This window comes from Hydrogenophaga intermedia, from assembly GCF_023715105.1.
In the GTDB taxonomy this organism is placed as follows: Bacteria; Pseudomonadota; Gammaproteobacteria; order Burkholderiales; family Burkholderiaceae_C; genus Hydrogenophaga; species Hydrogenophaga intermedia_A.
Genome location: NZ_JAMBNO010000008.1, coordinates 1 through 26968 on the forward strand (window position 1 = coordinate 1; position 26968 = coordinate 26968).

At 69.1% G+C, this 26968-nt stretch carries 25 protein-coding genes and 1 pseudogene; 2 read left to right on the forward strand and 24 right to left on the reverse strand.

The window, feature by feature from the left end:
* From M3149_RS08730 to M3149_RS08820, 19 genes and pseudogenes are all read right to left on the reverse strand, one after another.
* A pseudogene (locus tag M3149_RS08730) lies at window positions 1-246 on the reverse strand (cell envelope integrity protein TolA); the annotation flags it as partial.
* Between the two features lie 4 nt (window positions 247-250).
* On the reverse strand, window positions 251-694 hold the full coding sequence (locus M3149_RS08735; protein WP_251708919.1) for a biopolymer transporter ExbD: 444 nt from the start codon (window positions 692-694) through the stop codon (window positions 251-253).
* 17 nt (window positions 695-711) lie between these two features.
* Window positions 712-1422 carry a protein TolQ gene (gene tolQ / locus M3149_RS08740; RefSeq protein WP_251708920.1) on the reverse strand — a complete coding sequence of 237 codons (711 nt, stop codon included), beginning with the start codon at window positions 1420-1422 and terminating at the stop codon, window positions 712-714.
* 52 nt (window positions 1423-1474) lie between these two features.
* Complete coding sequence (ybgC, locus tag M3149_RS08745) at window positions 1475-1882, reverse strand: tol-pal system-associated acyl-CoA thioesterase (RefSeq protein ID WP_251709093.1); 408 nt, start codon at window positions 1880-1882, stop codon at window positions 1475-1477.
* A gap of 8 nt (window positions 1883-1890) precedes the next feature.
* Window positions 1891-3102 carry a pyridoxal phosphate-dependent aminotransferase gene (locus tag M3149_RS08750; protein ID WP_251708921.1) on the reverse strand — a complete coding sequence of 404 codons (1212 nt, stop codon included), beginning with the start codon at window positions 3100-3102 and terminating at the stop codon, window positions 1891-1893.
* Window positions 3099-3587 carry a transcription antitermination factor NusB gene (gene nusB, locus M3149_RS08755; RefSeq protein WP_251708922.1) on the reverse strand — a complete coding sequence of 163 codons (489 nt, stop codon included), beginning with the start codon at window positions 3585-3587 and terminating at the stop codon, window positions 3099-3101. The genes M3149_RS08750 and nusB overlap by 4 nt, the downstream gene beginning before the upstream one ends.
* A gap of 2 nt (window positions 3588-3589) precedes the next feature.
* On the reverse strand, window positions 3590-4054 hold the full coding sequence (ribH, locus tag M3149_RS08760) for a 6,7-dimethyl-8-ribityllumazine synthase (RefSeq protein ID WP_251708923.1): 465 nt from the start codon (window positions 4052-4054) through the stop codon (window positions 3590-3592).
* A 23-nt stretch (window positions 4055-4077) separates the two neighbouring features.
* On the reverse strand, window positions 4078-5208 hold the full coding sequence (ribBA, locus tag M3149_RS08765) for a bifunctional 3,4-dihydroxy-2-butanone-4-phosphate synthase/GTP cyclohydrolase II (RefSeq protein WP_251708924.1): 1131 nt from the start codon (window positions 5206-5208) through the stop codon (window positions 4078-4080).
* Window positions 5205-5849: a riboflavin synthase gene (locus tag M3149_RS08770; protein WP_251708925.1), complete on the reverse strand. Its 645-nt coding sequence runs from the start codon at window positions 5847-5849 to the stop codon at window positions 5205-5207. The genes ribBA and M3149_RS08770 overlap by 4 nt, the downstream gene beginning before the upstream one ends.
* Before the next feature lie 94 nt (window positions 5850-5943).
* Window positions 5944-6378, reverse strand: coding sequence for a type IV pilin protein (locus M3149_RS08775; RefSeq protein ID WP_251708926.1), 435 nt, complete (start codon window positions 6376-6378; stop codon window positions 5944-5946).
* Window positions 6375-9638 carry a pilus assembly protein gene (locus tag M3149_RS08780; RefSeq protein ID WP_251708927.1) on the reverse strand — a complete coding sequence of 1088 codons (3264 nt, stop codon included), beginning with the start codon at window positions 9636-9638 and terminating at the stop codon, window positions 6375-6377. The genes M3149_RS08775 and M3149_RS08780 overlap by 4 nt, the downstream gene beginning before the upstream one ends.
* A gap of 100 nt (window positions 9639-9738) precedes the next feature.
* Window positions 9739-10446 carry a pilus assembly PilX family protein gene (locus M3149_RS08785; RefSeq protein ID WP_251708928.1) on the reverse strand — a complete coding sequence of 236 codons (708 nt, stop codon included), beginning with the start codon at window positions 10444-10446 and terminating at the stop codon, window positions 9739-9741.
* Complete coding sequence (locus tag M3149_RS08790) at window positions 10443-11216, reverse strand: hypothetical protein (protein WP_251708929.1); 774 nt, start codon at window positions 11214-11216, stop codon at window positions 10443-10445. Before M3149_RS08790 ends, M3149_RS08785 begins: the two co-directional genes overlap by 4 nt.
* Window positions 11213-11806 (reverse strand): type IV pilus modification protein PilV, encoded by a 594-nt coding sequence (pilV, locus tag M3149_RS08795; protein ID WP_251708930.1) that lies wholly within the window; start codon window positions 11804-11806, stop codon window positions 11213-11215. The genes M3149_RS08790 and pilV overlap by 4 nt, the downstream gene beginning before the upstream one ends.
* The gene (locus M3149_RS08800) at window positions 11793-12386 is read right to left on the reverse strand and encodes a GspH/FimT family pseudopilin (RefSeq protein WP_353056808.1); all 594 of its coding nucleotides are present in this window, start codon (window positions 12384-12386) and stop codon (window positions 11793-11795) included. Before M3149_RS08800 ends, pilV begins: the two co-directional genes overlap by 14 nt.
* 102 nt (window positions 12387-12488) lie before the next feature.
* On the reverse strand, window positions 12489-13619 hold the full coding sequence (gene ribD, locus M3149_RS08805; protein ID WP_251708932.1) for a bifunctional diaminohydroxyphosphoribosylaminopyrimidine deaminase/5-amino-6-(5-phosphoribosylamino)uracil reductase RibD: 1131 nt from the start codon (window positions 13617-13619) through the stop codon (window positions 12489-12491).
* 7 nt (window positions 13620-13626) lie between these two features.
* Entirely contained in the window at window positions 13627-14076 is a 450-nt protein-coding gene (gene nrdR, locus M3149_RS08810) for a transcriptional regulator NrdR (RefSeq protein WP_251708933.1), read from the reverse strand.
* Window positions 14077-14083: 7 nt separating this feature from the next.
* On the reverse strand, window positions 14084-15328 hold the full coding sequence (gene glyA / locus M3149_RS08815) for a serine hydroxymethyltransferase (protein WP_251708934.1): 1245 nt from the start codon (window positions 15326-15328) through the stop codon (window positions 14084-14086).
* 234 nt (window positions 15329-15562) lie between these two features.
* The gene (locus M3149_RS08820) at window positions 15563-16444 is read right to left on the reverse strand and encodes a lytic transglycosylase domain-containing protein (RefSeq protein ID WP_251708935.1); all 882 of its coding nucleotides are present in this window, start codon (window positions 16442-16444) and stop codon (window positions 15563-15565) included.
* Window positions 16445-17119: 675 nt separating this feature from the next.
* Between M3149_RS08820 and M3149_RS08825 the strand changes: the two genes are divergently transcribed.
* On the forward strand, window positions 17120-20773 hold the full coding sequence (locus M3149_RS08825) for a DUF748 domain-containing protein (protein ID WP_251708936.1): 3654 nt from the start codon (window positions 17120-17122) through the stop codon (window positions 20771-20773).
* A 155-nt stretch (window positions 20774-20928) separates the two neighbouring features.
* On the forward strand, window positions 20929-23586 hold the full coding sequence (locus tag M3149_RS08830) for a DUF349 domain-containing protein (protein ID WP_251708937.1): 2658 nt from the start codon (window positions 20929-20931) through the stop codon (window positions 23584-23586).
* Here M3149_RS08830 and M3149_RS08835 read toward each other — a convergent pair.
* The 5 genes from M3149_RS08835 to M3149_RS08855 are packed head-to-tail and all read right to left on the reverse strand — an operon-like array spanning window position 23576 to window position 26903.
* On the reverse strand, window positions 23576-24439 hold the full coding sequence (locus tag M3149_RS08835; RefSeq protein ID WP_251708938.1) for a zinc-dependent peptidase: 864 nt from the start codon (window positions 24437-24439) through the stop codon (window positions 23576-23578). The genes M3149_RS08830 and M3149_RS08835 overlap by 11 nt on opposite strands.
* A complete protein-coding gene (locus tag M3149_RS08840) occupies window positions 24436-25227 on the reverse strand; it encodes a UDP-2,3-diacylglucosamine diphosphatase (RefSeq protein ID WP_251708939.1) in 792 nt (263 codons plus the stop codon). The genes M3149_RS08835 and M3149_RS08840 overlap by 4 nt, the downstream gene beginning before the upstream one ends.
* Before the next feature lie 7 nt (window positions 25228-25234).
* Window positions 25235-25741 (reverse strand): peptidylprolyl isomerase, encoded by a 507-nt coding sequence (locus tag M3149_RS08845; RefSeq protein WP_251708940.1) that lies wholly within the window; start codon window positions 25739-25741, stop codon window positions 25235-25237.
* Window positions 25742-25743: 2 nt separating this feature from the next.
* The gene (locus M3149_RS08850; protein WP_285886814.1) at window positions 25744-26316 is read right to left on the reverse strand and encodes a peptidylprolyl isomerase; all 573 of its coding nucleotides are present in this window, start codon (window positions 26314-26316) and stop codon (window positions 25744-25746) included.
* Between the two features lie 8 nt (window positions 26317-26324).
* Window positions 26325-26903: a tetratricopeptide repeat protein gene (locus M3149_RS08855; RefSeq protein WP_251708941.1), complete on the reverse strand. Its 579-nt coding sequence runs from the start codon at window positions 26901-26903 to the stop codon at window positions 26325-26327.
* Window positions 26904-26968 lie beyond the last annotated feature (65 nt).

Consider the following 26968-nt stretch of genomic DNA (forward strand, 5'->3'; position numbering starts at 1 on the left):
GGGTGGTGGGGCGGGCGCCGGTGGTGGCGGTGGGGGTTCCACCGCGCGCGGTGCCGCCTGCTGCGGCAGGCGCGACCACAGCTCGGCCTCCACCGCCGGCGTGTCGGCGTCGTGCCGCCATGACACGCCCCAGGTGAGGGCGGCGATCAGCAGCGCGTGCACGGCGGCCGCCTTGCCCAGCGGGCCACCCCAGCGCGCGGGTGGCGGCGGGGCGAATTCGATGCGGCGGGCGGCGTTGGACGTCATGGGCTCAGCGGGTGGTCTGCACCGACAGGCCCACGCGTTGCACGCCGGCCTTCTGCAGCGTGTCCATCACGCGCACCACCGATTCGTACTTCACCGTCTTGTCGGCGCTGATGATCACCGGCACGGTGGCCGGATCGCTGCCCTCGGCTCCTTGTAGCTCGCGCACCCGCAGCGCCAGCAGGTTGATGGGCACCGGGACGCCTTCGGCACTCGCAGCGCGGCCTTCCACCACACGCAGTTGCTCATCCTTGTCGAGCAGCACCTGCACGAAGCGGTCGGGCTGGCGTGCCGCCTGGCCCACGCTGGGCAGCGCGATCTGGCTCGGCGTGATCAGCGGTGCGGTGACCATGAAGATGATCAGCAGCACCAGCATCACGTCGATGAACGGGACCATGTTGATCTCGTTGATCGTGCGGCGGCCACGGCCGCGAGAAGCGAGTTTGGCCATGTGGGTGCCCGCGTCGCTCAGTAGGTGGAGGCGCTGCCGGTCGGGCCGGCCGGATGCACCCCGAGGTTGCGTTGCAGGATGTTGGAGAACTCCTCCATGAAGGTCTCCAGGCCGTTGGCCACGCGGTCGATGTCGTGGGCGAAGCGGTTGTAGGCGACGACCGCGGGAATGGCCGCAAAGAGCCCGATGGCCGTGGCGACCAGTGCCTCGGCAATGCCGGGGGCCACCGTGGCCAGCGTGACCTGCGCCAGCGAGGCCAGGCCCGTGAACGCGTGCATGATGCCCCACACGGTGCCGAACAGGCCCACGTAGGGAGCCACCGAACCCACCGTGCCCAGAAACGAGAGGTTGGACTCGAGCACGTCGAGCTCGCGCTGGAAGCTTGCGCGCATGGCGCGGCGCGCGCCGTCGAGCAGTGCGCCGTTGTCGCTGATGCGGCGCTCGCGCAGCTTGTGGTACTCGCGCATGCCACTGGCAAAAATGCGCTCCATGGGCCCGCCCTGGCGGGCGTTCTGGGTGGCGGCGGCGTAGAGCTCGTTGAGGTTGGTGCCGGACCAGAATTCGCGCTCGAAGTCGTCGTTCTTGCCCTTGACGCGCTTGAGCGTGCCGAGCTTGCGGAAGATGGCGGCCCAGCTCAGCAGCGACATCAGCACCAGCAGCAGCACCACGGCCTGGACCACCCAGCTCGCGTTGAGCATGAGCTGGACGATGGAGAGTTCGGGAGTCATGGGGTCAGGGATACCAGAAGGGGATCAAAGGTTTCGTGATTGCGTGCGGCCGCTAGGTCAGGCCCAGGGCTTGCAGCAGTGCGGGCGGCATGCGGCGCGGGGTCAGGGTGCTCGCGTCGACCCAACCGATGCGGATGCTGCCTTCGCACAGCAGTTCGGCCCCGGGGCCGTGGCGGCGCGCGGTCTGCGCGATTGTCAGCGACGCACGGCCCGCTTCCGTCACCTGCGCGGTAACCAGAAGCAAATCATCGAGCCGGGCCGGGCGGTGGTACCGCACGTCGGTGGCGCTCACCACGAACAGGCCACCCGCGGTCTCGCGCAGGCGCTGCTGTTCCACGCCACGCGCGCGCAGCCATTCGGTGCGCGCGCGCTCGAAGAACTTGAGGTAGTTGGCGTAGAACACGATGCCGCCGGCGTCGGTGTCTTCCCAGTAGACACGCACGCGCCATTCGAACGGCAGGGCCGCGTTCACAGGGCCTTCTCCAGCCGCGCGACCGCCTCCTGGAGTTGCTCCAGCGAGCTCGCGGTGGAAAAACGCAGGTAGCGGCCCGGCTCGGCATGCGAGAAATCGCGCCCCGGCGTAGCGGCGATCTGGCAGCGCTGCAGCAGCTCGAAAGCGAAGCGCCAGCTTTGCGCGTTTTCGGGGCGCTCGCCGCCCGGGGCGATGCCCCAGCGCGTGGCGGCATCGGTGATGTCGGCCCAGGCGTAGAAGGCGCCGTCGGGCATCACCGGCACGGTCAGGCCCAGGCGGTTCAGTTCGGGAATGAAGAAGTCGCGTCGCGACTGGAAGGCCGCGCGGCGGCGCTCGTACTCGTGCAGGCTCTCGGGCTCGAAGCAGGCCAGCGCCGCGTGCTGGGCGATGGTGCTCGGGCAGATGAAGAGGTTCTGCGCCAGCCGCTCCACCGGCTCGACCAGTGCCGGCGGCAGCACCAGCCAGCCCAGGCGCCAGCCCGTCATGTTGAAGTACTTGCTGAAGCTGTTGACGCTGATCACCGATTCGCCCAGGCCACCGGGCAGCGAGAGCGCGCTCTGGCCGAAGGCGGTGTCGTAGCTCAGGCCGAGGTAGATCTCGTCGATGAGCGTGATGCCGTCGCGCGCGCGCACCTCGCCGGCGATGCGCTGCAGCTCGTCGCGCGCGATCGAGGTGCCGGTGGGGTTGGAGGGTGACGCCAGCAGCACGCCTCGCGTGCGTTCACCCCAGTGCGCACGCACCTGTGCTGCACTGAGCTGGAAGCGCTGGGCCGGACCGCTGGGCACCATCACCGCTCGCCCTTCGGCTGCCTGCACGAACTGCCGGTTGCAGGGGTAGCACGGGTCGGGCATCAGGATTTCATCGCCAGCGTCGATGAGCGCCAGGCAGGCCAGCTGCAGCGCCGCCGAGGCGCCGGCGGTGACCACGATGCGGGCTGGATCGATCTGCAGGCCCCAGCGGGTGTGGTACCAGCCGGCGATGGCTTCGCGCAGCGCAATGAGGCCCAGCGCGTGGGTGTACTGGCTGCGGCCGTCGCGAATGGCGCGTTCGGCAGCCTGCTGCACCAGCGGCGGCGCGGTGAAGTCGGGTTCACCGATGTTGAGCGCGATCATGGGGCGCGTGGCCGTGGCGGCCTCGCGCGCGGCAGCCTTGGCCACCTCCATCACGTAGAACGGGTCGACGCGCTGCGCGCGTGCGGCGAGCTTCATTTGCGCGCGCCGCCACGCGGCGAGGCCGCCACCTCGGCCGGACGCAGCTGCGCCGCCAGTGGATGCAGCACGCCGTTGACGAACTTGTGACCGTCGGTGCCCCCGAAGGATTTGGCCAGCTCGATGCACTCGTTGAGCACCACGCGCCAGGGCACGTCGGGGCAGTGCTGGAACTCGTAGGTGCCGATCCACAGCACGCCGTGCTCGATGGGAGACAGCTCCGCCAGCGGGCGGTCCAGGCGCGGCGCGATCAGTGCGTCCAGGTCGCTGGCTTGCGCCACGCAGCCGCGCACCAGGGCGTCGAAGTGCAGGCTGTCGCACTTGTGAAAGCCCGAGAGGTCGCGCGTGAAGGCGTCGATGTCGTCCACCGGGTTGCGGCCCACGAGGTGCTGGTACAGCGCCTGCAGCGCGAACTCGCGCGCGCGGGTGCGGGCCGATTTGTCGGCGGCCTTGCGGGGGGTGGGGGTGTCGGTGCTGGTGGCCATGCTCAACCGATCTGGTCCAGCACCAGCGCCATCTCGACGGCCACACGCGCGGCGTCGCGGCCCTTGTCGGTCTGGCGCGCCAGGGCCTGGGCCTCGTTCTCGGTGGTGAGGATGGCGTTGGCCACCGGGATCTGGTGGTCCAGCGCGACGCGCGTGACGCCGGCGCCCGATTCGTTGGCCACGAGCTCGAAGTGGTAGGTCTCGCCGCGGATGATGCAGCCCAGCGCGATCAGCGCATCGTATTCCTCGCGCTCGGCCATGGCCTGCAGGGCCACCGGCACCTCCAGCGCGCCCGGCACCTTCACGTGGGCGATGTGCTTTTCCTGCACACCCAGGGCCAGCAGCTCGGCGTGGCAAGCCTGGAAGAGGGCATCGGTGATGGCCTCGTTGAAGCGCGCCTGCACGATGCCGATGTGCAGGCGTTTGCCGTCGAGCTCGCCTGCGGATCCTTTGTCTGCACCAAACATGGTGAATTCCGTTTCCCTGGGTTTCAGTTCTGGCGGCCGATGAAGCCGGTGATTTCGAGGCCGTAGCCCTGCATGCTGGGCATGCGGCGCGGGTTGCCCATGAGCTCCATGCGGGCCACGCCGCATTCGCGCAGGATCTGCGCGCCCACACCGTAGGTGCGCAGGTCCATGCGGCCACGTTCGGGTGCCTGGGCGGAACGTGCCGTGCCTTCGAACTGCGCGAGCAATTGCTCGGCCGACTCGCCGCAGTTGAGCAGCACGGCCACGCCGCGGCCGCGCTCGCTGATGAAGCGCAGGCTTTGTTCCAGGCTCCAGCTGTGCATGGAGCGCCCGACCTCGAGCGCATCCAGCACCGACAGCGGCTCGTGCACGCGCACCGGCACCACGTCGTCGGTGCCCCACTGGCCCTTCACCAGCGCCAGGTGCAGCGCGCCGCTGGGCTGGTCGCGAAACGCGTGCGCGGTGAATTCGCCGAAAGCGGTGTTGAGCGGTCGCGAGCCGATCTTCTGCACCAGGCTCTCGGTGCGGCTGCGGTATTCGATCAGGTCGGCGATGGTGCCGATCTTGATGCCGTGCTCGGCGGCGAAGACCTGAAGGTCGGGCAGGCGCGCCATGGTGCCATCGTCCTTCATGATCTCGCAGATCACCGCGGCGGGCGTGCAGCCGGCCATGGCCGCGAGGTCGCAACCGGCTTCGGTGTGGCCGGCGCGCATGAGCACGCCGCCTTCCACCGCCTGCAACGGGAAGATGTGGCCGGGTTGCACCAGGTCGCTCGCTTTGGCGTTGGGCGCCACGGCGGCCTGCACGGTGCGCGCGCGGTCGGCGGCCGAGATGCCGGTGGTCACGCCTTCGGCGGCCTCGATGGACACGGTGAAAGCCGTGCCCATCTTGGTGCCGTTGCGCGGCACCATGGGCGGCAGGCGGAGGCGCTCGCAGCGCTCTCTGGTGAGCGTGAGGCAGATCAAGCCACGCCCATAGCGGGCCATGAAATTGATGGCGTCGGGCGTGACGTGGTCGGCCGCGAGCACGAGATCGCCTTCGTTCTCGCGGTCCTCTTCGTCAACGAGGATGACCATGCGACCGGCGCGCATGTCGGCCACGATGGCCTCGACCGGGGAGATGGCCACCGGTGCCAGGGGTTCGGGCGCGTTCATGCGGGTTCCTTGGGGGTGACGGGCGTTGCCGAGAGCATGCGCTCCACGTAACGCGCGACGGTGTCGATTTCGAGGTTGACGGTACTGCCAGCGGCCAGATCGCCGAGCGTGGTGTTCTGCACCGTGTGGGGGATGAGGTTGATGCTGAACTCGCAGCCGTCGGGCCGGTCGTCCACGCGGTTGACGGTCAGGCTCACGCCGTTGACCGTGATGGAGCCCTTGTAGGCCAGGTACTTGGCGAGGGCGGTTGGCGCCAGCACCCGCAGCTCCCAGCTTTCGCCCACCATGGCGAAATGGCTCACCGTGCCGATGCCGTCCACGTGGCCGGACACGATGTGACCGCCCAGGCGGTCGTGCGCGCGCAGGGCCTTTTCCAGGTTGACACGGCGGCCGACCTCGCCCAGGCCCGTCGTGCGGGCCAGCGATTCGGCCGATATGTCGATGGTGAAACGCCGGGCTGGCAGGTCGAGGGTGGTGACGGTCATGCAGGCGCCGTTGAGCGCAATGCTGTCACCCAGACCGACGTCGTCGAGGTAGCCCGGCGGTGCCTCGATGGCGAGGCGCCGTCCGTGCTGCAAAGAACTTCCCAGCGCATGGGAGTCGGCGATGCGCCCCACGCCGGTGATGATGCCGGTGAACATCCGTGCATTTTCGCAGGGTTTGGGGAGCCGCCCCGGAAACAGGGTTGCCGCCCGGCCGGCAACGGGGCGCAGGGCGCGGGCGGAATCCGCCCGCTCAGCGGTCCCAGCAGGTGGCGGTGTCGTCGGGTGTGGCCACCAAGGCGGTGGCCACTTGTGCGCGCAAGCCGGTGTGGGTCAGGCGGAACTCGCCGCAGCGGTCCGCCGCCTGCGCCCCGGCGGGGATGGCCACCAAGGTGAATGCGGTGGCGGTGAGAGAGTTGGGCAGGAAGTCGACCTGATAGCGCCCCCCCTCGACCGCCAACACTCCGGCAGGCACGGCGTCCGGGTAGCGGCCGCGGGCGGTGGCCGCGCGCTCCATCCACTGCGCGGCCTGCAACAGGGTGGCTCGCGCATGAGCGCGGTGGGTGCGGCGGACGTGCTCCTGGTAGGAGGGCAAGGCGACCGCTGCCAGCAAGGCGACGATCGCCACCACGATCATGGCCTCGATCAGCGTGAAGCCACCCGCGCACTTGGGCCCGCCGCGCTTCATGGGCGCAACTCCCGCCAGTCGGCCCGTGCAGGCGGGGGGACGATATCCTTGAGTTCGTCGGGGGAGACGTCCTTTCCCTGGCCGGTGCTTTTGCCGCCATTTGCCCTGGCAATGCGGAAGCGATCCCCCTGACCGGGCAACAACACGAACTCGTTGCTGCCGATGCGCGCGCGCGTGGCGGTGTCGATCGAGGTTGTGGTGTGCTGTGCGTAGAAAACGCCTCCCTTGGGCAGCTGGCCCGTGATCATGTCGCGCACGTTGAGCCAGTGCTGCCCGCTGGTGCTGGGCGGATCGCAGCTCTCCTGCGCGCTGGCCTCGCTCGGTGCGGTGGTGGTGAAGATCGCCTTGCGGCCGAGGAAGGTTTGCGGGTGGACGATCAACCGTTCGCCCGATACCGGGAGATCCACAAACCAGCCGCGCGGAGCCTTTTCGTCGTTGCGGGCGTAGCCCACCGCGTTGCTGGCCGAAGCCTGGTAGGCATCGTCGTGGGTGACGTCGTCCGTGTCCACCACCGGGATCGCGCCCGTGACCGGTTGCGACACCAGCCGCTCACGGATGTCGGCGTCAGCGAGGCGCCCGAGGTCTTCGCTCGTGAGGGCGTCGCCGGTGCCTTTGTACTTGCTCTTGTCCCACACCGAGTAGACCGTCTGCACGGCCTTGTTGGCCGGGTCGGTGGGCTGTAACAGTTGCCCGGTGCCGAAGAGCAGCTGGATGCCACCCAGTGGATGCGGCATCCAGGCCACCGCGGTGGTGATGGGTTGGGGCACGGTCGCGTTGTCGGAGTCGCTTGCCCGCAGAAAGGGCTGGCAGGTGGTGGCGTTGGAGCAGGTGGCGCCGCTGCCGTCCCACACCGCCACGCCCCATTTCGTGGGGTCGGTGTTGCTCAGGTTGAATTTCCAGAGCTGGCCCTTGAGGTCTCCGGCGTAGACGACGTCGGCGGTTCCGTTGCCATCGATATCGATCGGCCGGGCCGGCCCCAGGCCGTTGCCGGCGCCGTTGGTGCTGTTCGCCACGATGGGCCGCAGCGCGCGGTCCCCGTCGAGGTACTGGATCAGCAGCACCGGTCGCTCGTTGGCGCTGTTGACGCCGTTGCCCAGCACCACTGCCCAGCGGCCGTCGTTGAGCTTGACGATCTGTTCGCTGCGCTGCGTGAGGGGGCCGTCGGTCACGGCGGGCGCGTGCAGGTGACCGATGTCGCCGTGCGGGACCTGCGTGCCGGTGGCTTCCGCGGCGAACGTGCGATCGATCAGCACGTTGCCCGTACCGACGTTGGCGGGGTCGGTCACATCGAGCACGAAGTAGCCGCGTCCGCCCGCGCCCAGTGCACCCACCAGCAAGGTGCGCCAGTTCGGGGTCGTCAGCACGGTATTGCCGACCCGACGCAGGTCCGCGTCTGCGGTGAACGGGTGGCCGTCGACCGTGGCCTTGTAAGCGAACCCAGGCGTGGTGCTTTCGCGAAGGGTGTTGTACACACCGCGGGGCACATAGGCCAGGCGCTCCTCACCGGTATCGGCATCAAAGCCATGCAGCATGCCGTCGTTGGCGCCCACATAGACCATGGCCGGGCGTTTGGCCTGGGCGCTGCGGAAGGCGGCGTGGCCCTCCCAGTCGTGCCGCAGGCGTCGCGGGGGTGTCGTGATCCAGAGGTTGCTGTTGACAATGCTGCCCAGGCGCGACGCGCGGTCGCGCAAGGTGCCGCCGTTCTGTGTTTCCAGCTTGCGCTCTCCGCGCAGGTAGTCGAGCCGCTGTTGTCCCACGCTGTTGGTGGCGCCGTTCAATAGCTGGTTCTTGAGCGTGGTGTCGAGTGCGTTCCAGGTGAAGGCAACCCCGGCGCTGCCGTTGTGCGTGAAGATCTTGCGCTGGCTGAGGTTTCGGCTTTCGTCGTCCAGCCACGCGCTGGCGCGCCACTTGGGGCTGCTGCTGCGCGTGCCCGCGCTGCCCGACCAGTCCCAGGCCGTCACGTCGCCACGCCAGCGGTCGCTGTCGTACTCGGCCTCGTAGATCAGCTGGTCCTGGGCATGGCGCCCCGAGGTGGCCCCGATGCTCACCGAGCCGGCGCCGGCCGTCACGGTGATTTCGTTGAGGATGTTCTGGAAAGCGACGACCAGGGCGTTGGCATCGGGCGCCGGCACGAAGCGGCCCCGGCTGTTCAGGGCTGTGTGCCAGAGCTCCGCCTTGCGCGCGTCGCCACGCCTCTCGTAGTTGGTGCCCCCGTCGCAGGGCAGGTTGCCGCTGCCACTGGAGTTGGCCCCGCAAAACGGAGTGACCCAACCCACGTTGCCGCGGATGAGCCCGCCCAGCCCGGTGAAGGTGTCGCCGTGCCATGTCGGCGCGCCGGACCACGACGAAGCGCTCAGGAAGCCGATGGTGTAGTTCACCATGTGCTGCCACGTTGCCGGGTTGTTCCGTGGATTCCAGTAGGGATCGAGCATGGCCGAGTGGGTGTCGGTGCCAAACTCCTCGGGGCCGAGTGATTGCTGCGCGGGCGGCCGCAGCTGATTGGGTATGCCCGGTTGCAGGTCGCGCGACCAGTAGTAGAAGGACAGATCGGACAAGGAGCTGAGGTCGGCCGAGCCCCAGTTGTCGCGGTACAGCTTGGTCTGCTCGTTCGTGATGCTGTAGCGCGTGCCGTCAGGCAGTGTGGTGTCGCTGCCGTCAGCGTTGCCGCCGCGCACGATGCGCACGCCATCGGGGCCGGACATGTCGCGCTCTTTGAAGGGGGAGGGTGCGTTCCATGCCGAGTGACCGTACTCACCGTCGGTCATCAGGATGTGGTAACTGCGGCGGCACGCCAGCACTGGGGACTCGTCGGTGCCGGGGTTGTAGGCCCAGGGGCTGTTGACGCCCAGGCTCGTGGCACTGAGGTAGTCGCCCGCGTTCTTCATGACCCAATGGGTGGGCGTTCCCCGCACCGATGTGATGGATTCGACCCAATTGTTGAATTGGGTGCGGTGGGCTCCGCTGAAGCGGCGCATGCCGTTGTAGCCTCTACATGGTCCGTTGGTGCTGGTGTTGCTGCCTGGAATGGCGTTACAGCCGTGCATGGCCTGCCAGGCGAGGCGGATCTTGTTGTCGGGCAGGTTGGTGGCAGAGAACGTGGCGCGAAGGGCCGCCTTCAGGGCAGCAATGCCGGTGCTGCCCATGCTGGTGGAGTTGTCCACCGACACGATGATGTTGGGCGCAGCGCCCTGGCCCATGCCCCAGGGCCCGTGTTGCAGGGGCAGTGGCGATGCAACGGCGCCCGCCGCAAGGCCCGCCATCGCGCTTGCGAGGAGGGTTCGACGACCCGGCATGGGGCGGGAAAGGCGGTGCGACGGTCGGGTGTTCATTTGTGGACTCGACGTTGGAAAGCCTCTGGGCTCACAAGGCAGGGCGGGGGATGAAGACCGAGCGCAGGTGCACGCGCGTGCCCGCGCGCAGTCCGTACGCCACGGCGTTGATGCGGTAGATGTAGGGCTGGGCTGGCTCGGGTGCGACCAGTCCTTGCGTGCCGGTCTGGATGAGGGCGGCGGTGGAATAGCGGAACACCTCGATCCAGTACCAGCCGCTGGGCGCCGCGTTGTCGAGCAACGGGTTGCCGGTGTCGCCTGCCCGTGCGCCGGTGAAACGGCCGTACGTCGCACCGACCGCCTCGTGATCTTTCAGCCCCTGGTCGGTGCTGAGCGCCGTTTGCAGGGCGTTGATGTCCTGCGGCACGCACAGGCCGGCGATGCACCGGGTTGACTGCGCGGAGACCAGGCCCTGCAGCAGGTCGAAATCGTCGTCCTCGCGCGGGAACAGGCCCATGCCGTTGCTGCGGGTGCGGCAAACGTCCGATGTGGCCGAGGCCGGGCAGGCCGAGCCGTCGGCCAGCATGCCCTGGATGTCGAGTTCGGCATCGCGCAGCAGCGCTTCGGCCGCGGCGAATGCCCGTTGCTGGTCTGACTCGGTGGCGACGAGCTTGTCGTTGAGCCAGTTGCGACGTGTGCCGGACAGCAGCAGCAGGGAGGCCAGCAGCAGCATCACCAGCACGACGATGAGCGCCGCGCCGCGGGCCCGGGAGCGATCAAGGCGGGGAGGATTCATCATCGGGCCAGATTGCGAAGCTGGAACACGCGGCGAAACACCTTGTGCAGGCGCCCGTCGCCGGGCGTGACTTCCTGGCCCGCGCAATCGGTCAGCGGTGCGTCGATTTCGCCAGAGGGTTCGCTGGCCAGGTGCAGGCAGGCCTCTACCGCGACGACGGCGCTCCAGTTGGTGGGGGTGTCGAGGTACTGGAGATCGGCGCCGACCTGCTGGACGTAGCGCAGCCGCAGCGCTTGCACGCCGGCGATGAGTGCGCCTGTGGCGTCGGCACTCTTGATGCCATCGGGATACTTTTTCAAGTCGGTGGTGCGCACGCGGTTGTGGCCCTCGCAGCGCAGCTCACCGTCCACGACGCTGAACTTGCTTTCAATGCGATCAAGTTCTCCATCCGTGCCCAGGCAGCTCGCGCTGTGCGCCTGGGCATCGCCATCGGACACCGTGGTGATGCTGCTGGCGTCGCCATCCAGCGGGCCGGCTGCACCGCTGGCGGTGGTGGTCTTGAACCCGGCGTTGAAGGCCACGTCGGTGGAGCCGGCCGTGGTTTGCAGCCGCCGCGCCCCCGCTTGCCGCAGGTGCAGGCCGAGCACGCGCCACACGGTCGCGGCGTCCTGGTGCAGGGCGACGTCGGCGTCCAGCGTGCGGGAGGCCTGGCGCGTGTGCGAGACGCTCACCATCGCCGCCAGGGCCACCATCAGCCCGATGGTCAGCCCCACCATGAGCTCGATCAGGGCGCCGCCTGCGTGTCTGGCGGCCAGGAATCGGGGATGTGTCATGGCCGCAGATGCACCAGATGGCAGATGCGCGCCTCAGGACACGCGGCGTCTTTCACGCCGGTCCCTTGTGACGTGGTGCTTTGCCACACGCCGTTGGCTTCGTCGAGAAGCTCGACGTCTTCCTTCTCGCTGGCCGCTTCGGCCCGCGCACGTTGCCGGTTGCCGCCGTCCGACCATGCGATCAGCACACCGAACTGGTGCCGGTCGCCGTCTGCGTTGAACACCTGAGCATCGCCATCGGGCAGCAGGGCAGCCAGCTGTTGCTTCCAGGCGGCCAGATCGCTTTGTGCGATCTGGCTCGGGCTGCAGGCCTGCTTGCTGCAATCGGGCAGGTCTTCGGGTGGCGCCGATTTGAAGCCGGTCAGGTAGGGGTTGTCGGCGGGCTTGGCCGTCATCGCCCCCGGGTTGAGCAGCATGCGCTCCTTGAGGTCGGACGCCATCTGCACCGCCAGTGCTCGCGCATTGGTGTTGCGGGCTTCGGTGAGGTGGCCGGCCTGCAGCCGCGCCATGGCAAGCAAGCCAAGCGCGAGCACGAGCAGTCCCACCAGCGCCTCGATCAGCGAGACGCCGCGTTGTTCATTTCTCCCCATTGCAACCCTTGCCGTGAACCACGCGCAGGCGTGTGCCATTGCCGCACAGGTGTGCACCGGCTGTGCCCGCCTGCGCGGCGACCTGTGGCGATTGCGCCACCAACCCCAGGGCTGCGGGCAGGCCGCCGAAGCGGGTGATCTGGATGAAAGGCGCGATGTTCGCCATGCCGGTGCGATGCAGCCAGACGCCGCTGTGGTGGCCGCCATGCTGGATGACGGCTTCGCCAGCGTCCGGGACGTTGTCGCTGTCGAGGTCGACAAACAGCTGCCAGCCGCAGCGCCAGTCTCCGGTCGCTTGATTGGCCGCGCAGGGCTCGATGCGGCGCATCACCACCTGGCGGCCGGTGCGCACGGCCTCGGCCCGGCCGAGCTGAAGGGCTGCAATCAGCTCCTGCATGGCGCTGGCTTCGCGCTGGCGCTGCAGGGCCGCCGCGAACGACGGGGCGGCGAGAGCGGCGACGGTCCCCAGCACCGCGATCGCCACCAGCAGTTCGATCAAGGTGAAACCGGCGGACTGGGGGCGTCGATCAGGGAGTGATGGGCTCGGGCGCAATGGCATGGAGCTTGCGATGCTCTCCATGCGCCGCTGCGGGAGTGCCTGCCGCAGGACAAAGCGTCACATTGGTCAGACAGATCAAAGACTGGTACTTCAGATGTACTATTTGTGATGCCGGGCGCATGGTCAGGCGATGAAGCTGTCCCGACCGTCCACCACGGCCCGTACTCGCAGATCGACGCCCTGCTGCTGCACGTCGACGTAGCGCAGGGCAATGCCCTGCGCCAACTGTTCGAAAGGGCCCAGCGCGGCCATGCCGGCGCCCGTCCCCAGCAAGCGCGGCGCCATATAGGCCAACACCTCGTCGACCACCCCGGCCTTCAACAGCGACGCGTTGAGCTTGGCGCCGGCCTCAACGTGCAACTCGTTCACTTCGTGGCGTGCCAGCGCCGACATCAAGGCCACGAGGTCGGTCTTGCCACCTGGGCCGGGGATGTGCCAGGTCTCGGCGCCCCGCGCCTGCAAGGCTTGCGCGGCCGCGCTGTCCACCGCGTGTGCAATCCAGATGCGTCTCGGCCCGGACGCTGGCGGCTCGAACAGGCGCGCCGTTACCGGTGTTTCCAGCCGGCTGTCCACCACCACCAGGTGGGGTTGGCGCTGCAAGCCTTCGATGCGCGCATCCAGGCGCGGATCGTCTTCACGCACCGTGCCGATGCCGGTGAGCACGGCGCAGGCCCGTGCGCGCCAGTGGTGGCCATCGGTGCGCGCTGCCTCGCTGGTGATCCACTGGCTTTGCCCGTTGGGAAGGGCCGTGATGCCGTCGAGCGAGGCCGCGATTTTCATGCGCACCCAGGGCCGTGCGCGCAGCATGCGGCTGAAGAAGCCGATGTTGAGTTCACGCGACGCGCGGGCGAGTGGGTCGTCGTGTGGCAGCAGATCCACGCGCACGCCCGCCGCGCGCAGCCGCTCGATGCCCTGGCCAGCCACCTTGGGGTTGGGGTCCGTGGTGGCCACCACCACGCGCGACACACCCGCAGCAACCAGCGCGTCGCAGCACGGCGGCGTGCGCCCGTGGTGCGAACAGGGTTCCAGCGTGACGTGCGCGGTGGCGCCCACGATGCTGTGGCCTCGTGTCTGGGCGTCGCGCAGGGCCATCACTTCGGCGTGCGGGCCGCCTGCCTGCTGCGTGTGGCCCTGGCCGATGACGGCACCGGCGGCGCCCACCAGCACACAGCCCACGCGTGGGTTCGGGTTGCTCAGGTTGAGCGAGCGCTGCGCGAGCGCCAGGGCCTGCTGCATCAGCGCGCGCTCGTCCATGGCGCGCTCAGCGCTTCACCTCATCGACCAGCGCGCGGAACTCGTCGATGTCTTCGAAGCTGCGGTAGACGCTGGCAAAGCGTACGTAGGCCACCTTGTCGAGCTTCTTGAGCTCGCGCATCACCATCTCGCCGATGCGGTTGGCGGGTACCTCGCGCGCGCCCAGGTTGAGCAATTTTTCTTCGATGCGCTCGATGGCCGCGTCGACCTGCTCGGTGCTCACCGGGCGCTTGCGCAGCGCCAGGGCGAAGGAAGCGCGCAGCTTGCCCGGCACGAAGTCGACCCGGCGGCCGTCTTTCTTGACCACCGCCGGGAAACTCACCTCCGGGCGTTCGTAGGTGGTGAAGCGCTTGTCGCAGTGCCCGCAGCGGCGCCGACGGCGGATGAAATCCGCCTCCTCGGAGACGCGGGTCTCGACGACCTGCGTCTCCAGGTGGCCGCAGAACGGGCACTTCATGCGAGGCTTACTGGTAGACGGGGAAGCGCGCCGTGAGCGCGTTGACTTTGGCGCGCACCGCGGCGATGTTGGCCTCGTCGCGCGGGTTGTCCAGCACGTCGGCGATCAGGTTGGCCGTCAGTCGTGCCTCTTCGTCCTTGAAGCCGCGCGTCGTCATGGCGGGCGTGCCGATGCGCACGCCGCTGGTGACCATCGGCTTCTCGGGGTCGTTGGGGATGGCGTTCTTGTTGATGGTCATGTGGGCGCTGCCCAGCACGGCCTCGGCTTCCTTGCCGGTGATGCCTTTGGCCCGCAGGTCCACCAGCATGACGTGGCTTTCCGTGCGCCCACTCACGATGCGCAGGCCACGCTGCGTGAGCGTCTCGGCCACGATCTGCGCGTTCTTCACCACCTGTTGCTGGTAGGTCTTGAACTCGGGCGCGAGCGCTTCCTTGAAGGCCACGGCCTTGGCCGCAATCACGTGCATCAGCGGGCCGCCCTGCAGGCCGGGGAAGATGGCGCTGTTGATGGCCTTCTCGTGCTCGGCCTTCATCAGGATGATGCCGCCACGCGGGCCACGAAGGCTCTTGTGGGTGGTGGAGGTCACCACATCGGCGTGCGGCACCGGGTTCGGGTATACGCCCGCGGCGATCAGGCCGGCGTAGTGCGCCATGTCGACCATGAAGATCGCACCGATGTCCTTGGCGACCTTGGCGAAGCGCGCGAAGTCGATGCGCAGGCTGTAGGCCGATGCGCCGGCGATGATCAGCCTGGGCTTGGTCTCGTGAGCCTTGCGCTCCATCGCGTCGTAGTCGATCTCTTCCTTGTCGTTCAGGCCGTATGAGACGACGTTGAACCACTTGCCCGACATGTTCAGCGGCATGCCGTGCGTGAGGTGGCCGCCCTCGGCCAGGCTCATGCCCATGATGGTGTCGCCCGGCTTGAGGAAGGCGAGAAAGACCGCCTCGTTGGCCGATGCGCCGCAATGCGGCTGCACGTTGGCGGCGTCGGCGCCGAAGATTTGCTTGATGCGGTCGATCGCGAGCCGTTCGGCCACGTCCACGTGCTCGCAGCCACCGTAGTAGCGCTTGCCCGGGTAGCCCTCGGCGTACTTGTTGGTCAGCTGCGTGCCCTGCGCGGCCATCACGGCGGGGCTGGCGTAGTTCTCGCTCGCGATGAGCTCGATGTGGTGTTCTTGGCGGGCGTTCTCGGCCTGGATGGCGGCAAACAGCTCCGGGTCGGTTTGTTCGATGAGGATGCGGCGGTCGTACATGGCAGTCCTGTGTGAGGTGGAACCTTGCGCAATGAGACAAGGGCTGCCCAGGCGAACGGCGGAACGCCCGGCCTTGCGGCGCGGGCAGCACGCTTCCCAGTGGTTGTCCCGTTGGCAGCGGCACAGGGCCGTTGCGGGTGTCCACGTCAGCGGCCGACCCACTGCCGTGGGTGGCCACCTATCGCCAGTCGCGCACCGCCGGCTAGTTTAGCCGAGCGCCGACGGGCGAGAGGATCAGGAGGGCATCGCCGCGAGCGGGGCGGGCGGCGCAGGCCGCGCCTCGGCCTCGACTTCCACCTCGGGGGCCGGGTTGTTCACGGGGATGGCGCGCGCCGGCGGGGGTGCGGGCTCGTAGCGTTGCATGGGCTTGCCCAGGGCGACGCTCTTGATGCGCAGATGCTCGGCCATCACGCGGTTGATGTACCAGCTGCCGTCGGTGGTGACGGCGCCCACGTACAGGCGCAGGCCGCCCTCGATGGAGCCGGCGCGCTTGACGGCGTCTTCCAGCACCTTGGCGCCCACCCGCAGGTTGGACAGCGGGTCGAAGGCCGCGAGCTCACCGCCGAAGTCTTCGTACTTGTCGGTGTGCACGCGGGTGAGCACCTGCATCAGGCCCTGCGCGCCCACGGGGCTCTGGGCGAACGGGTTGAAGCGCGACTCGATGGCCATCACGGCCAGCAGCAGCGTGGGGTCGATGCGGATGCGTTCGCCGATGGCGTAGGCCTCGGTCACGAGCGCAGCCAGCGGTTCCGGCGCCACGCGGTATTTGCGGCTGAGCCAGGTGGTGACCTTCGCTTGTTGCTCGGTCAGGTCGCGCAGGCTGGCCACCGTGACGCGCTCGATCGCGGTCGGCTCGATGTCGACCTCGCGCTCGACGATCTGCTGGGCTTCCTGGCGCTGCAGCAGCCAGCTCAGCAGTCGCTCCTCGGCGTTGGCGCGCAGGTCAGCGCGCATGCCGAAGACGAGCAGCGTGACCGCGGCAAGCAAGCCCAGCAGAGCCAGGCCGTTCTGCGTGGTGTGAATGAAGCCCCGGTACACGTCGGCGCCGACGTGTTTCAGGGACGATGCCAGGGCACTGGGCGTGCTCTTCTGCGGCGTCGGCGAGTTGGTCCTCATGGATCGCTCCTTGCTGGTCGGCGTGGCCGCTGTGTGCGGCAGGCGCCGGTCGTTGGGGTCGCCATCGACGGGCCTCGTGGGAGGCTGCGTCGAGTTAGCCCTTGCGGGCAGCGTTGGGGTTTACCCTCGCGTGGGCAAAAGTCGGCGGATGGTAGGGGGGCGTTAATAACAAGTCAATGTTTTGAACTTTGATTAAAACAATAATTACTCATATAGACCCGAGGTCGGGTGTGAGGTTTCGCATCCTTTTCTGTGCGGGTCCAATGGCGGCGCGGGCTTGCAAGGCTCCGCGGCTTGATTGCCGCTCGTCGGCTGAACCCTGCCTTTCACGCTCCGAAACGTGTTTTTGGGGCCCCGGAATGACCGGGCCGGGGGCGATTGAAAAGTTCCATGGCGCACCGACGACCGTCACTTGTGGGTCATGGGTCGTGGGCGTAGCCTTCGCATGCCGGTTGTGATGACCGGCATTTGCCGACAGCGCGGCGATCCGCAAGTCGGCCCCCAACGGGAGCAATCTCTTGCTTCCAGGCCGGCGGGACAATTCCCTCCCACCGCCAAAACCGACGGCAAGTGCCTTGTTGCCCGCCGTCTACCCCGGCAGGTTCGCCCTGCCGGGGTTTCTTTTTCATGGGGTCGTTCATCGGGCGTTGGCCGGCTTGCGCCACACTGCAGACCATGGTCAAACCGCCCGATGCCCTGGCCCGCAGCCCCCTTGCCCGGCGCTGGCTGCACCGTCTTGGCTGGGCGTTGTCGGCTCTCATTCTTATATGGGGGCTGATGTGGCTGGCCCTGCCGCCCTTGATCAAGTGGCAGCTCCAGAAGCAGGGCAGTGCGGCACTGGGGCGTACGGTCACGCTGGAGCGTGTGCAGGTGCGGCCCTGGGCGCTGCGCTTCACCCTCGTGGGGTTGCGGGTGGCCAACGCGGCGGGCGACGCACCGCAGTTCTCGTTCGAGCGCCTGTTTTTCGACCTGGAACTGCAGTCGCTGCTGCGGCTGGCACCGGTCGTGGACGCGCTGCGCCTGGAGGCGCCGCGTTTGAGCCTGCGCCACCTGGGCAGCGGTCGCCTCGACATCGACGACATCGTGCAGCGCCTGACGCCGCCGCCGTCCAGCGAGCCGTCCCCGCCCGCGCGCTTCTCGCTCTTCAACATCGAACTGGAGGACGGCGCGGTCGAGTTCGTCGATGAGCCTGTGGGCGTCACCCACCGCCTGGAGGCACTGCACGTCGCGGTGCCGTTCCTGAGCAACCTGGGGTCGCGGCGCGAGGTGCAGACCGAGCCGCGCCTGGCTTTCAGACTGAACGGCAGCGCTTTCGACACGCGTGCCACCACCACGCCTTTCGCCGAAGACCGCCAGACGCGCGCGCGTCTGCAGATCCCCGACCTCGACGTGCAGCCCTACCTGGTGTATTGGCCCGCGACGATGCCCGTGAAGCTCGACGCCGCGCGGTTGCACCTGGACCTCACGCTCGATTTCGAGCAGCACACCCAGCCCGCGTTGGCGATCTCGGGCGAGGTCGGCGTGTCCGGCGTGCGCGCCAGCGAAGGCGGCCAACCGTTCCTGGCCTGGGAACGGCTGGATATCTCGCTGCGCCGGCTGGAGCCCTTGCGGCAGCGTGCCGAGATTGCGCGCGTGCGCCTGGGCGGGCCGCAGCTCGAGCTGTCGCGCAACGCGCAGGGTGCCCTCAACCTGCCACGCGTGCAGCCCCCTTCCGATGCCGACTCCGGTGGCACGGCAGCGCCCAGTGCGGTGTCGACCAGCGCTTCACCCTGGCAGGTGGTCGTTGACGAGGTGGCCCTGGCCGACGGCTCGGTGCGCTGGCGCGACGCGGCCGTGCAGCCGGTCGCCGATCTGGCGCTGAGCGCGTTGCAGGCCCGCGCCACGGGCATCACCTGGCCGGTGCGTCAGGCGGTGCCGGTCGAGATCGATGCGCAACTCGGCAACACGCCGCTGAGCGTGCGCGCCAGCGCCACCGAGCGCGAGGCGCAGGCCAGCGTGAGCCTGGGCGAGCTGCCGTTGTCGATGGCTGCGCCGTATGTGGCCCAGTACCTGGTGCCGCCGCTCGACGCAAGCCTGCAGGGAGACCTGACGCTGGACTGGCGCGCCGCGACCGGCACCGAGCCCGGGGTGCTGCGCATCGAGGCCACCAAGGCCCGGCTGGCGGCGTTGCGGCTGGGCACGGCGCGCGCGCCGCTGGCGCGGCTGCAGCAACTGGACGTCACTGGCGCACAGGTCGATCTGATCGGCCGGCAAGTGAACGTCGCCCGCATCGAGTTGCTCGCGCCCGACCTGGCGGTGTCGCGCGGCGCTGATGGTCGCTGGATGTTCGACGACTGGCTGCGTCGCGCCGCGCAGGCGGCCGCGCCACCCGCCGAGACGCCCGGCGGCGCCAGCGACGCCGCCTGGGGCCTGGTGCTGGCGGACGTGCAATTGAACGAAGGGCGCGTGCGCTTCACCGACGAGACCACGCCGCAGCCGGTGGCGCTGATCGTGCAGGGGCTGTCCGCGCGCGTGCAGAACCTGCAGCCGCTGGCTGAGCGGGCGCCGCAGGCGCCGCTGCAAGTGCGCTTTCGTGTAGCTGCGCCAGGTGCGGCCAGTGCGGCAGGTGCGGCAGGCCAGGCGCCGGCGATCGCGCGCGACGCCGGCCGCGTGGCGCTCGATGGAAACCTGCAACTGCCCGGGCGTGGCGTGGGGGCGGGCCTGCGCGGCCGGTTGCAGGTGGAGCGCCTGCCGCTGCACGCCTTCGTGCCCTACGCCGCAGAGCGGCTCAACCTCGAACTGTTGCGGGCCGACGCCAGCGTTCGCGGCGATCTGGCATTCAGCATGGCCGAGGCCGGGCCCACCGTCGAGCTGGCCATGGACGCCGCACTGGAAGACCTGCGCGCCCATTCGCTGGCGCCCAGCGAAGAGCTGCTGACCTGGAGCAGTCTGCAACTTCGCGGCCTGCGGGTGCGCAGCGCGCCCGGGCAGGCCGCATCGGTGCAGGTGGACGAGACCGTGCTCAGCGACTACTTCGCGCGCGTGGTGATCGACGAGCAAGGCCGCATCAACCTGCAAGGGCTGTTGAAGCCGGCGCCCGAAACCGGGGCGGTTGCAAGCGGGGGAGCCGACAGCGCTCCAGCGCCGGACATTCGTGTCGGCCCGATCAGCCTCGTCAATGGTCAGGTGCGTTTCTCCGACCGCTTCATCCGCCCCAACTACACGGCCAACCTGAGCGACCTCACCGGCTCGCTCAGCGCCTTCAGCAGCACGCCGCCCGCGCCCGGGCAGCCGTTGGCACTGGCCGATCTGTCGCTCAAGGGTCGGGCCGAGGGCACGGCCCAACTGGACATCAGCGGCCAGATCAACCCGCTGGCCACGCCGCTGGCGATGGACATCAAGGCGCAGGTTCGAGATCTGGAACTGCCGCCGTTGTCGCCCTACAGCGCCAAGTACGCAGGCTACGGCATCGAGCGCGGCAAGCTCAGCGTGGACGTGCGTTACCGCATCGAACCCGACGGCAAGCTCGAAGCGAGCAACCAGATCGTGCTCAACCAGCTCAGCTTTGGCGAGCGCGACAGCAACAGCACCGCCAACCTGCCGGTCAAGCTCGCGGTGGCGCTGCTGGCCGACCGCAACGGCGTGATCGACATCAACCTGCCGGTGAGCGGTTCGCTCAACGATCCGCAGTTTCGCCTCGGGCCGATCATCGTGCGGCTCATCTTCAACCTCATCGGCAAGGCCATCACGGCGCCGTTCTCCCTCATCGCCAGCGCGTTTGCGGGGGGAGGTGCCGATGCCAGCCAGCTGGAGTTCGAGGCCGGGCGCGCGCTGCTCGACGACGCCGACCGGCGCCAGCTCGAGGCGGTGGCCAAGGCGCTGGAGAACCGGCCCGCGCTGCGCTTGACCATCGTGGGCCACGCCGATCTGCAGGCCGAGCGCAGCGGCTGGCAGCGTGCGCGGCTTGACGCCTTGCTGCAGGCGGAGAAGCGCCGCCGGCTGGCGCGCGCCGGCGCGGCGGTAGCGCCGGATGTGCGGGTGGAGCCGGCCGAGCGCGACGAACTGTTGCGCGAGGCCTACCGCCGCGCCGACATTCCCAAGCCGCGCAACCTGATTGGCATCGCCAGGGACCTACCGCCTCAAGAGATGGAAGCGCTGTTGCTCGCGGCGCAGGTGCCAGGGGACGAAGCCATGCGCGAGCTCGCGGTGGCGCGTGCTGTGGCCGTGAAGGATTTCCTGCTCGGACTCAAGCTCGGCGAAGACCGTGTCTTCCTGGGTGCGCCGCGCACGGGCAGCGACGGTGGCGACGCCGCGCGGCCCCGAGCCGAACTGCAGCTGGCACCGCGCTGAGCGCAGCCATGCGCGTCGTTCAGCGGCGCGCATGTTGCGCTCATGTCGCGGCTGCGCCCGCTGGCGCAGCCCTGCGCCAGCGGCGACAATACGCGTTTCCTCCGTGCGCCCCGAGCGGCGCGCTCCGGTCGTCCCGACCGCCTCTGCCCAACCACATGTCGCTGTTTTCCCTGCGCCAGAAGCCCGCTGCCCCACCTGCCGTGAACACGCCCAACCCACCCAAGTCCGCCAACGCCCATCCCCTGGACGCGCTCACCGGCGGCGTCTTCTCGGCCGCCACCTCGGGCGATCGCAGCGCCCGTCTTCGTGAATGGCTCGCCACCGAGCCCTCGGCCGAGCAGATGAACGAGGTGTTCAAGGAACTCAGCCAGCGCGACCGCGGCGCCGCCAAGCCGCTGAAGGAAAAGCTCGACGAGCTCAAGCGCCAGAAGGCGCAGGAGCAGGCAGGCACCGAATGGGGCGCCAAGGCCGAGGCGCTGCTGGGCGCCACGCGCCTGAACCTGGCCGATGCCCTGGCCTGGCAGCGCGACGCCGCGCGCGCGGGCGCACCGCTGTCGCGCGAGCCGCTGGCCACGCTGCGCCAGCAACTGGCCGAGCGCGTCAAGGCGATCGAGGATCTCCAGCACGCGGTGCAGGTCGAGCGCGAGGCCGCGGTGCTGATCGCGCAGCGCATCGAGGTGCTGTCCACCAAACCATGGCGCGAGGCACAGGCGGTGGCCGATGCCCTGCGCGGCGACGTCGCCCAATGGCAGCAGCAGGCCGAAGGCCTCACGCACGACGCGCAGTGGGCCAGTGTGGAGCCCAAGTTCCCGCCCATGCTCGACGCCTCGCGCCAGCAACTGCAACTGGTGTGGGATGCCTTTGCCGCCGCGTTGGCGCAGGCGGTGGCCGCCGATACCGATCCGCAGGCGCCGCTGCCTGCCGTGCCCGTGTGGGCCGACGAATTGCGCGTCGCGCGCGGCGAGCCCGCAGCCGCTGCCGAAGCCGCGTCGGCAGCCGACAGCCAGGCGCACGCTGAGCGCCGCGAACGCGCTACTGCCGAGCTCGAAGCCGCGGTCGCAGCGCTGGAGGCTGAGGTGGGCCAGGGCCACGGCAAGGCCACGCCCAAGGTGGCCAACGAGGTGCGGCAACTGCTCAAGAAGCACGGCCGCCTCGTCGCGCCCGCGCTCGATGCGCGCGCGCAGGCCGCGCTGGCCCAGGCTGGTGAGCTCGAGGGTTGGCAGCGCTGGCGCGCCGACCAACTGCGCGAGGAGCTGGTGGCCAAGGCCGAGGCTTTGCTCGCCGCGCCGCAAGGCCAGCGCCTGGGCGGTCGCAAGCTGCAGGAGACCATCCGCCAGTTGCGCGAACAATGGAAGACGACCGACCAGGGCGGTGCACCGAACCACGCGCTGTGGAAACGCTTTGACGAGGCCTGTACCGCGGCGCACAAGGAGGTCGAGGCCTGGCTTGCGCAAGTGCGTCAGCAGGCCGACGCCACGCGCGCCCAGCGCATGGCGCTCATCGACGAAGTGAAGGCCTGGACGGCCGCACACGCCACGGGCACCGACTGGAAGGCGCAGTTGCGCGAACTGCATGCCTTCTCCGAACGCTGGCGTCAGGCCGGCCACCTGAGCGAGAAGGCGTTTGCCGAGATCCAGCCGCTCTGGAAGGACGCCATGCACCTGGCGCACGCGCGCCTGGAGGCCGCGCAGGCCGAGAGCACCGCGCGGCGCAGGGCCCTGATCGACGAGGCTGCGGCGCTGTCGCAGTCGCAGCCGCTGCGTCTGGACGCCGTGAAGGCGCTGCAGCAGCGCTGGCAGGCCGAGGCGCACGCCGTACCGCTGGAGCGCAAGCAGGAACAGAAGTTGTGGGAGGCGTTCCGCGCCCCCATCGACGCCGCGTTCGAGCGCAAGACGCAGGAGCGCCACCAGCAAGCCGGTGCCCTGAGCGCACACGACCAGCAGGTGCTGGACGCCGCGCGCGAGCTCGAGGCTGCCACGCAGTCGGGCGATGCCGCACGCATCCGCGCCGCCATGGCCGCGCTGGAGGCGGTCTCGCGCGCGGCGCCAGCGCCCGCCACTGCTCAGCCGCCGGCCGCCGAGGGCAGTGCCGCCCAGAGCAGTGCCACCGAGGGGAATGAGGCCGCGGCACCCGCAGCAGCACCCGCTGCCGCACCACGCAAACTGGTCGCCATGCGCGGCGACGACCGCCCGGGCCAGAAGCGCGCCGAGGTGGTGCCCGCAGGCCGCGACGGTCGCCGCGATGGCAAACCGGGCGCTCGCCCGGGGGGGCACGACGATGCCCGCGGCCCGCGCGATGGCGCGCGCTTTGGCCGCGACGACCGCGGCTTCGGGCGCGATGACCGTGCACCGCGCGGCCCGCGTCTGGGCGATGCGGCCTTTCGTGCCCAGCGCCAGGCGCTGGAGGCCGCGCAATCCAGCCTCAAACGCCTGGCCGAGCAGGCCCATGGCGAGGTGCTCACGCAGATTCTGGACGCCTGGCGCGGGCGCAATGCGGACCAATTGCCCGCGGCACAGGCCCTGGGTTCGCGCGTGGCAGCCGCGCAGCGCGGTGCCTGGGGTGCCGCGCTGGGCAAGGCCGCCGGCGACGCCGGCGATGCGCTGCTGCGCCTGGAGATCGCCGCCGATGTACCGACGCCAGCCGAACAACTGAGCGAGCGGCGTTTGCTGCAACTGCAGTTGCTCACGCGGCGACACGAAGCCGCGCCGGCCGAGACCTGGGCGCAGGATGTGGCGCGTGTGCTGGGTTCTGCCCACGACGAGCGCACGGCCCGCCGCCTGCAGGCCGCCCTCAAGGCGCTGCTCAAGCGCTGAGCGGGGCCGCCGCCGCGGCGGCGTTGAAGAAGCCGTCGTAGAGCGGCATCAGCGTCGCAAACTCGATGGCGAAGCGTTCGCGATTGACGAAATAGGCCTCGCAGGTCACGGCGAAGAACTCCGCCGCGTCTTTCGCGGCGTAGTCATCGAGCCAGGGGGGCTCGCCCCCGAAGCGCTCGGCGAGCGACACGGCTTCGCGAAACCCCGCGTAGGCCTCGCTCATGGTCTTGCGCCAGTGCAGGGCCGCCGTGCGACGGTCCGCCATGCCCAGAAAGCCATCGGGCAGCACCGGAGCGCCTTGCGGGTGATCGCCCGGGCTGAGTTCGCGCATGTCCATCTTGTGCACGAACTCGTGGATGACCACGTTGTGGCCGATGGCGGCGCGTTCGCCCGCACTGGCCACGTCTTCCCAGCTCAGCATCAGGGGGCCACCGTCCATGGCCTCGCCGGCGAGCGCCTCGGTGTAGTGGTGCACCACGCCCACGTGGTCGCGCACCTCGCGACGTGCCAGCACGGCGCCCGGTTGCACCACGATGCCCACGAAATCGTCGTACCAGTCGAGCCTGTCGGGCGCATGCTGCACCGCGCGGCCGTCGGGGCCGTGCATGTGCAGCAGCGGCCGGCACGCCTGCGCGGCGATCGACAAGGCCATCGCATCGGTGAGTTGCAGGCCGTTGGCGCCCACGAACTCCTTCTCCGCCAGAAAGTGGGCGCACAGCAGCCGAAGCTGTGCACGTTCGTCACCGGACAAACCGTGCAGGAAGGGCAGGGTGTTGAGCGTGTCGGCCCACAGCGCGTCGGGCACCGCGGCCACGCGGCGCCAGCGCCGCCGCAGCGAAGACCACCAGCTCATGAAAGCGCCACCCGGTCGGCGCCGGTGTGCGTCAGGCGCAGCACCTCGGCGCGCGGTGGCCGCGCGCTGGCATCCCAGTCACTGAGCACCATGCGTTGCAGGCCATCGCCCAGCGCGTGTGTGGCCGGACGGTGCGTGTGGCCGTGGATCAGTGTGGTGGCGCCCGCCGCACGCAAGGCCTCGCACGCGGCATCCGCATCGACATCGGCCCACAGGTCAGGGTCGTGGCCGAGTTCCTTCTTGCGGGCCTCGCTGCGCATGCGCAGCTCACGCGCGATGGCTTCGCGCTCGCCCAGCGGCTTGCCCAGGAACGCCGCCTGCCACGCCGCGCCGCGCACCTGGGCCCGAAAGGCGAGGTAGTCGGTGTCGGCCAGACACATCGCGTCGCCGTGGCTGAGCAGCCATCGCCGACCGCCGAAGGCCAGCACGGTGGGATCGTTCAAGCCTTGCATGCCGCTGGCCGTCAGCGCCTTAGCGCCGAGCAGGAAGTCGCGGTTGCCGGCCATGAAAAACACCGGACGGGCATTCGCAACGCGATGCAGCGCCGCCACGCAGTCGCACACGAAGGCGCGCTCGGGTGTGTCGTCGTGCTCGAGCACGTCGTCGCCCACCCACACCTCGAACAGGTCGCCCAGGATGAACAGCGCATCGGGCGCGGGTGTGCGCTCAAGGTAGGCCCGCCACAGGTCGCGCGTGGCCGGCTCCCCCGCCTGCAGGTGCAGGTCGGAGATGAGATCGACCGTGCGCCAATTGGACGGCGCAACGAGCTCGTCGGTGCGCTCGCCCATCAAGACGTCAGAGAGCGACGGCTTTTTCGATCACCACGTCGGCCTTGGGCACGTCGTCGTGGAAGCCCTTGCGACCGGTGGCCACACCTTCGATCTGTTTGACGACCTCGCTGCCCGAGACCACCTTGCCGAACACCGCATAGCCCCAGCCCTGCGCGCTGGGTGCGGTGTGGTTGAGAAAGCCGTTGTTGGTGACGTTGATGAAGAACTGCGCGGTGGCCGAGTGCGGGTCGTTGGTGCGCGCCATGGCCACCGTGTACACCTCGTTCTTCAGGCCGTTGTTGGCTTCGTTCTCGATCGGCTTGTCGGTCGGCTTCTGGTTCATGCCGGGCTCGAAGCCGCCGCCCTGGATCATGAAGCCGGGGATGACGCGGTGGAAGATCGTGTTGTTGTAGTGGCCCTTGTTCACGTAGGCCAGGAAGTTGGCGGTGGACTTGGGCGCCTTCACCGCATCGAGTTCGAGCGTGATCACGCCCATGCCGGCGATGTGCAGTTCCACTTGGGGGTTGGCCATGTTCATTTCTCCAGGGTGGCTTTGTTGATGGTGACGGGTGTGGCAGGCACGTTCTGGAACATGCCGCGGTTGGCGGTGGGCACGGCGCGGATCTTGTCGACCACGTCCATGCCGCTGACCACCTTGCCGAAGACGGCGTAGCCGTGGCCATCCGGCGCAGGCGCGTTGAGGTTGGCGTTGTCGACGACGTTGATGAAGAACTGCGCGGTGGCCGAATTGGGGTTGGACGTGCGCGCCATCGCGATCGTGCCGCGGTCGTTCTTGAGGCCGTTGCGAGCCTCCAGCGGAATCGGCGTGCGCGTGGCTTTTTGCACCATGTCGGGCGTGAAGCCGCCGCCCTGGATCATGAAGCCGTCGATCACACGGTGGAACACGGTGCCGTCGTAGTGCTTGTCGTTCACGTACTGCAGGAAGTTCTCGACCGTCTTCGGCGCCTTCGCCGCGTCGAGTTCGACCACGATGTCGCCCAGCGACGTGGCGAGCTTCACGCGCGGGGCGGGCGTTTGCGCGTGCGCAGCGAAGGCGAGGGCGGTGGTGGCCAGGAGCGCGATGATCGCGCGGCGTTGCATGCTCATGGTGATCCTCAGCGTTGGGAGTTGACGGGCTGATCGAGCAGCCCCTGCACGGCTTTGAGTTTGGGTTCGAGTCGCGGGTTCTGTGCGTCGATGGCTCGTGCGCGCTGCCAGGCACGCTGCGCCAGGCGGGCGTGCACGTCACCCAGGTTTTCCAGGGCCACGGCGTATTGCGGGTTCGCACGGATGGCGGCCTCCAGTGCGCTGCGCGCTTCGTCGTAGCGGCCGGCGGCAGCGTGGATCACGGCCAGGTTGTTGTGCGGCTCGGGCAGTTCGGGGAACTCCTGCGTCAGGCGCGAGAAGGTGTCCTGCGCGGCGGCGACGTCGCCCTTCTGGTTCTGTGCCACGCCCACCAGGAAGCGCATCTGCGGGTCGCGCGCATTGGTCTGCAGGTAGCGCTCGGCGCGCGCGATGGCCTCGTCGAACTGGCCGCTGCGCGTGAGGCGCGCAACCTCGTCGTAGGGCGCGGGCTGGATTTGTGCAAAGGCCTGCGCGCCGACCACCAGCAGCCCGGCAGCCAGCAGGCGCAGCGGGAAAGACCAACGGGAGATGGGTGCGCCGGGGCCCGGCAATGACGCTCGGTGGGACATGGAACCTCGTCGGCTGCGTCGGGCCGCACCGCGCCCGCCCAATGGCCCGATCACGCACGCCAGTG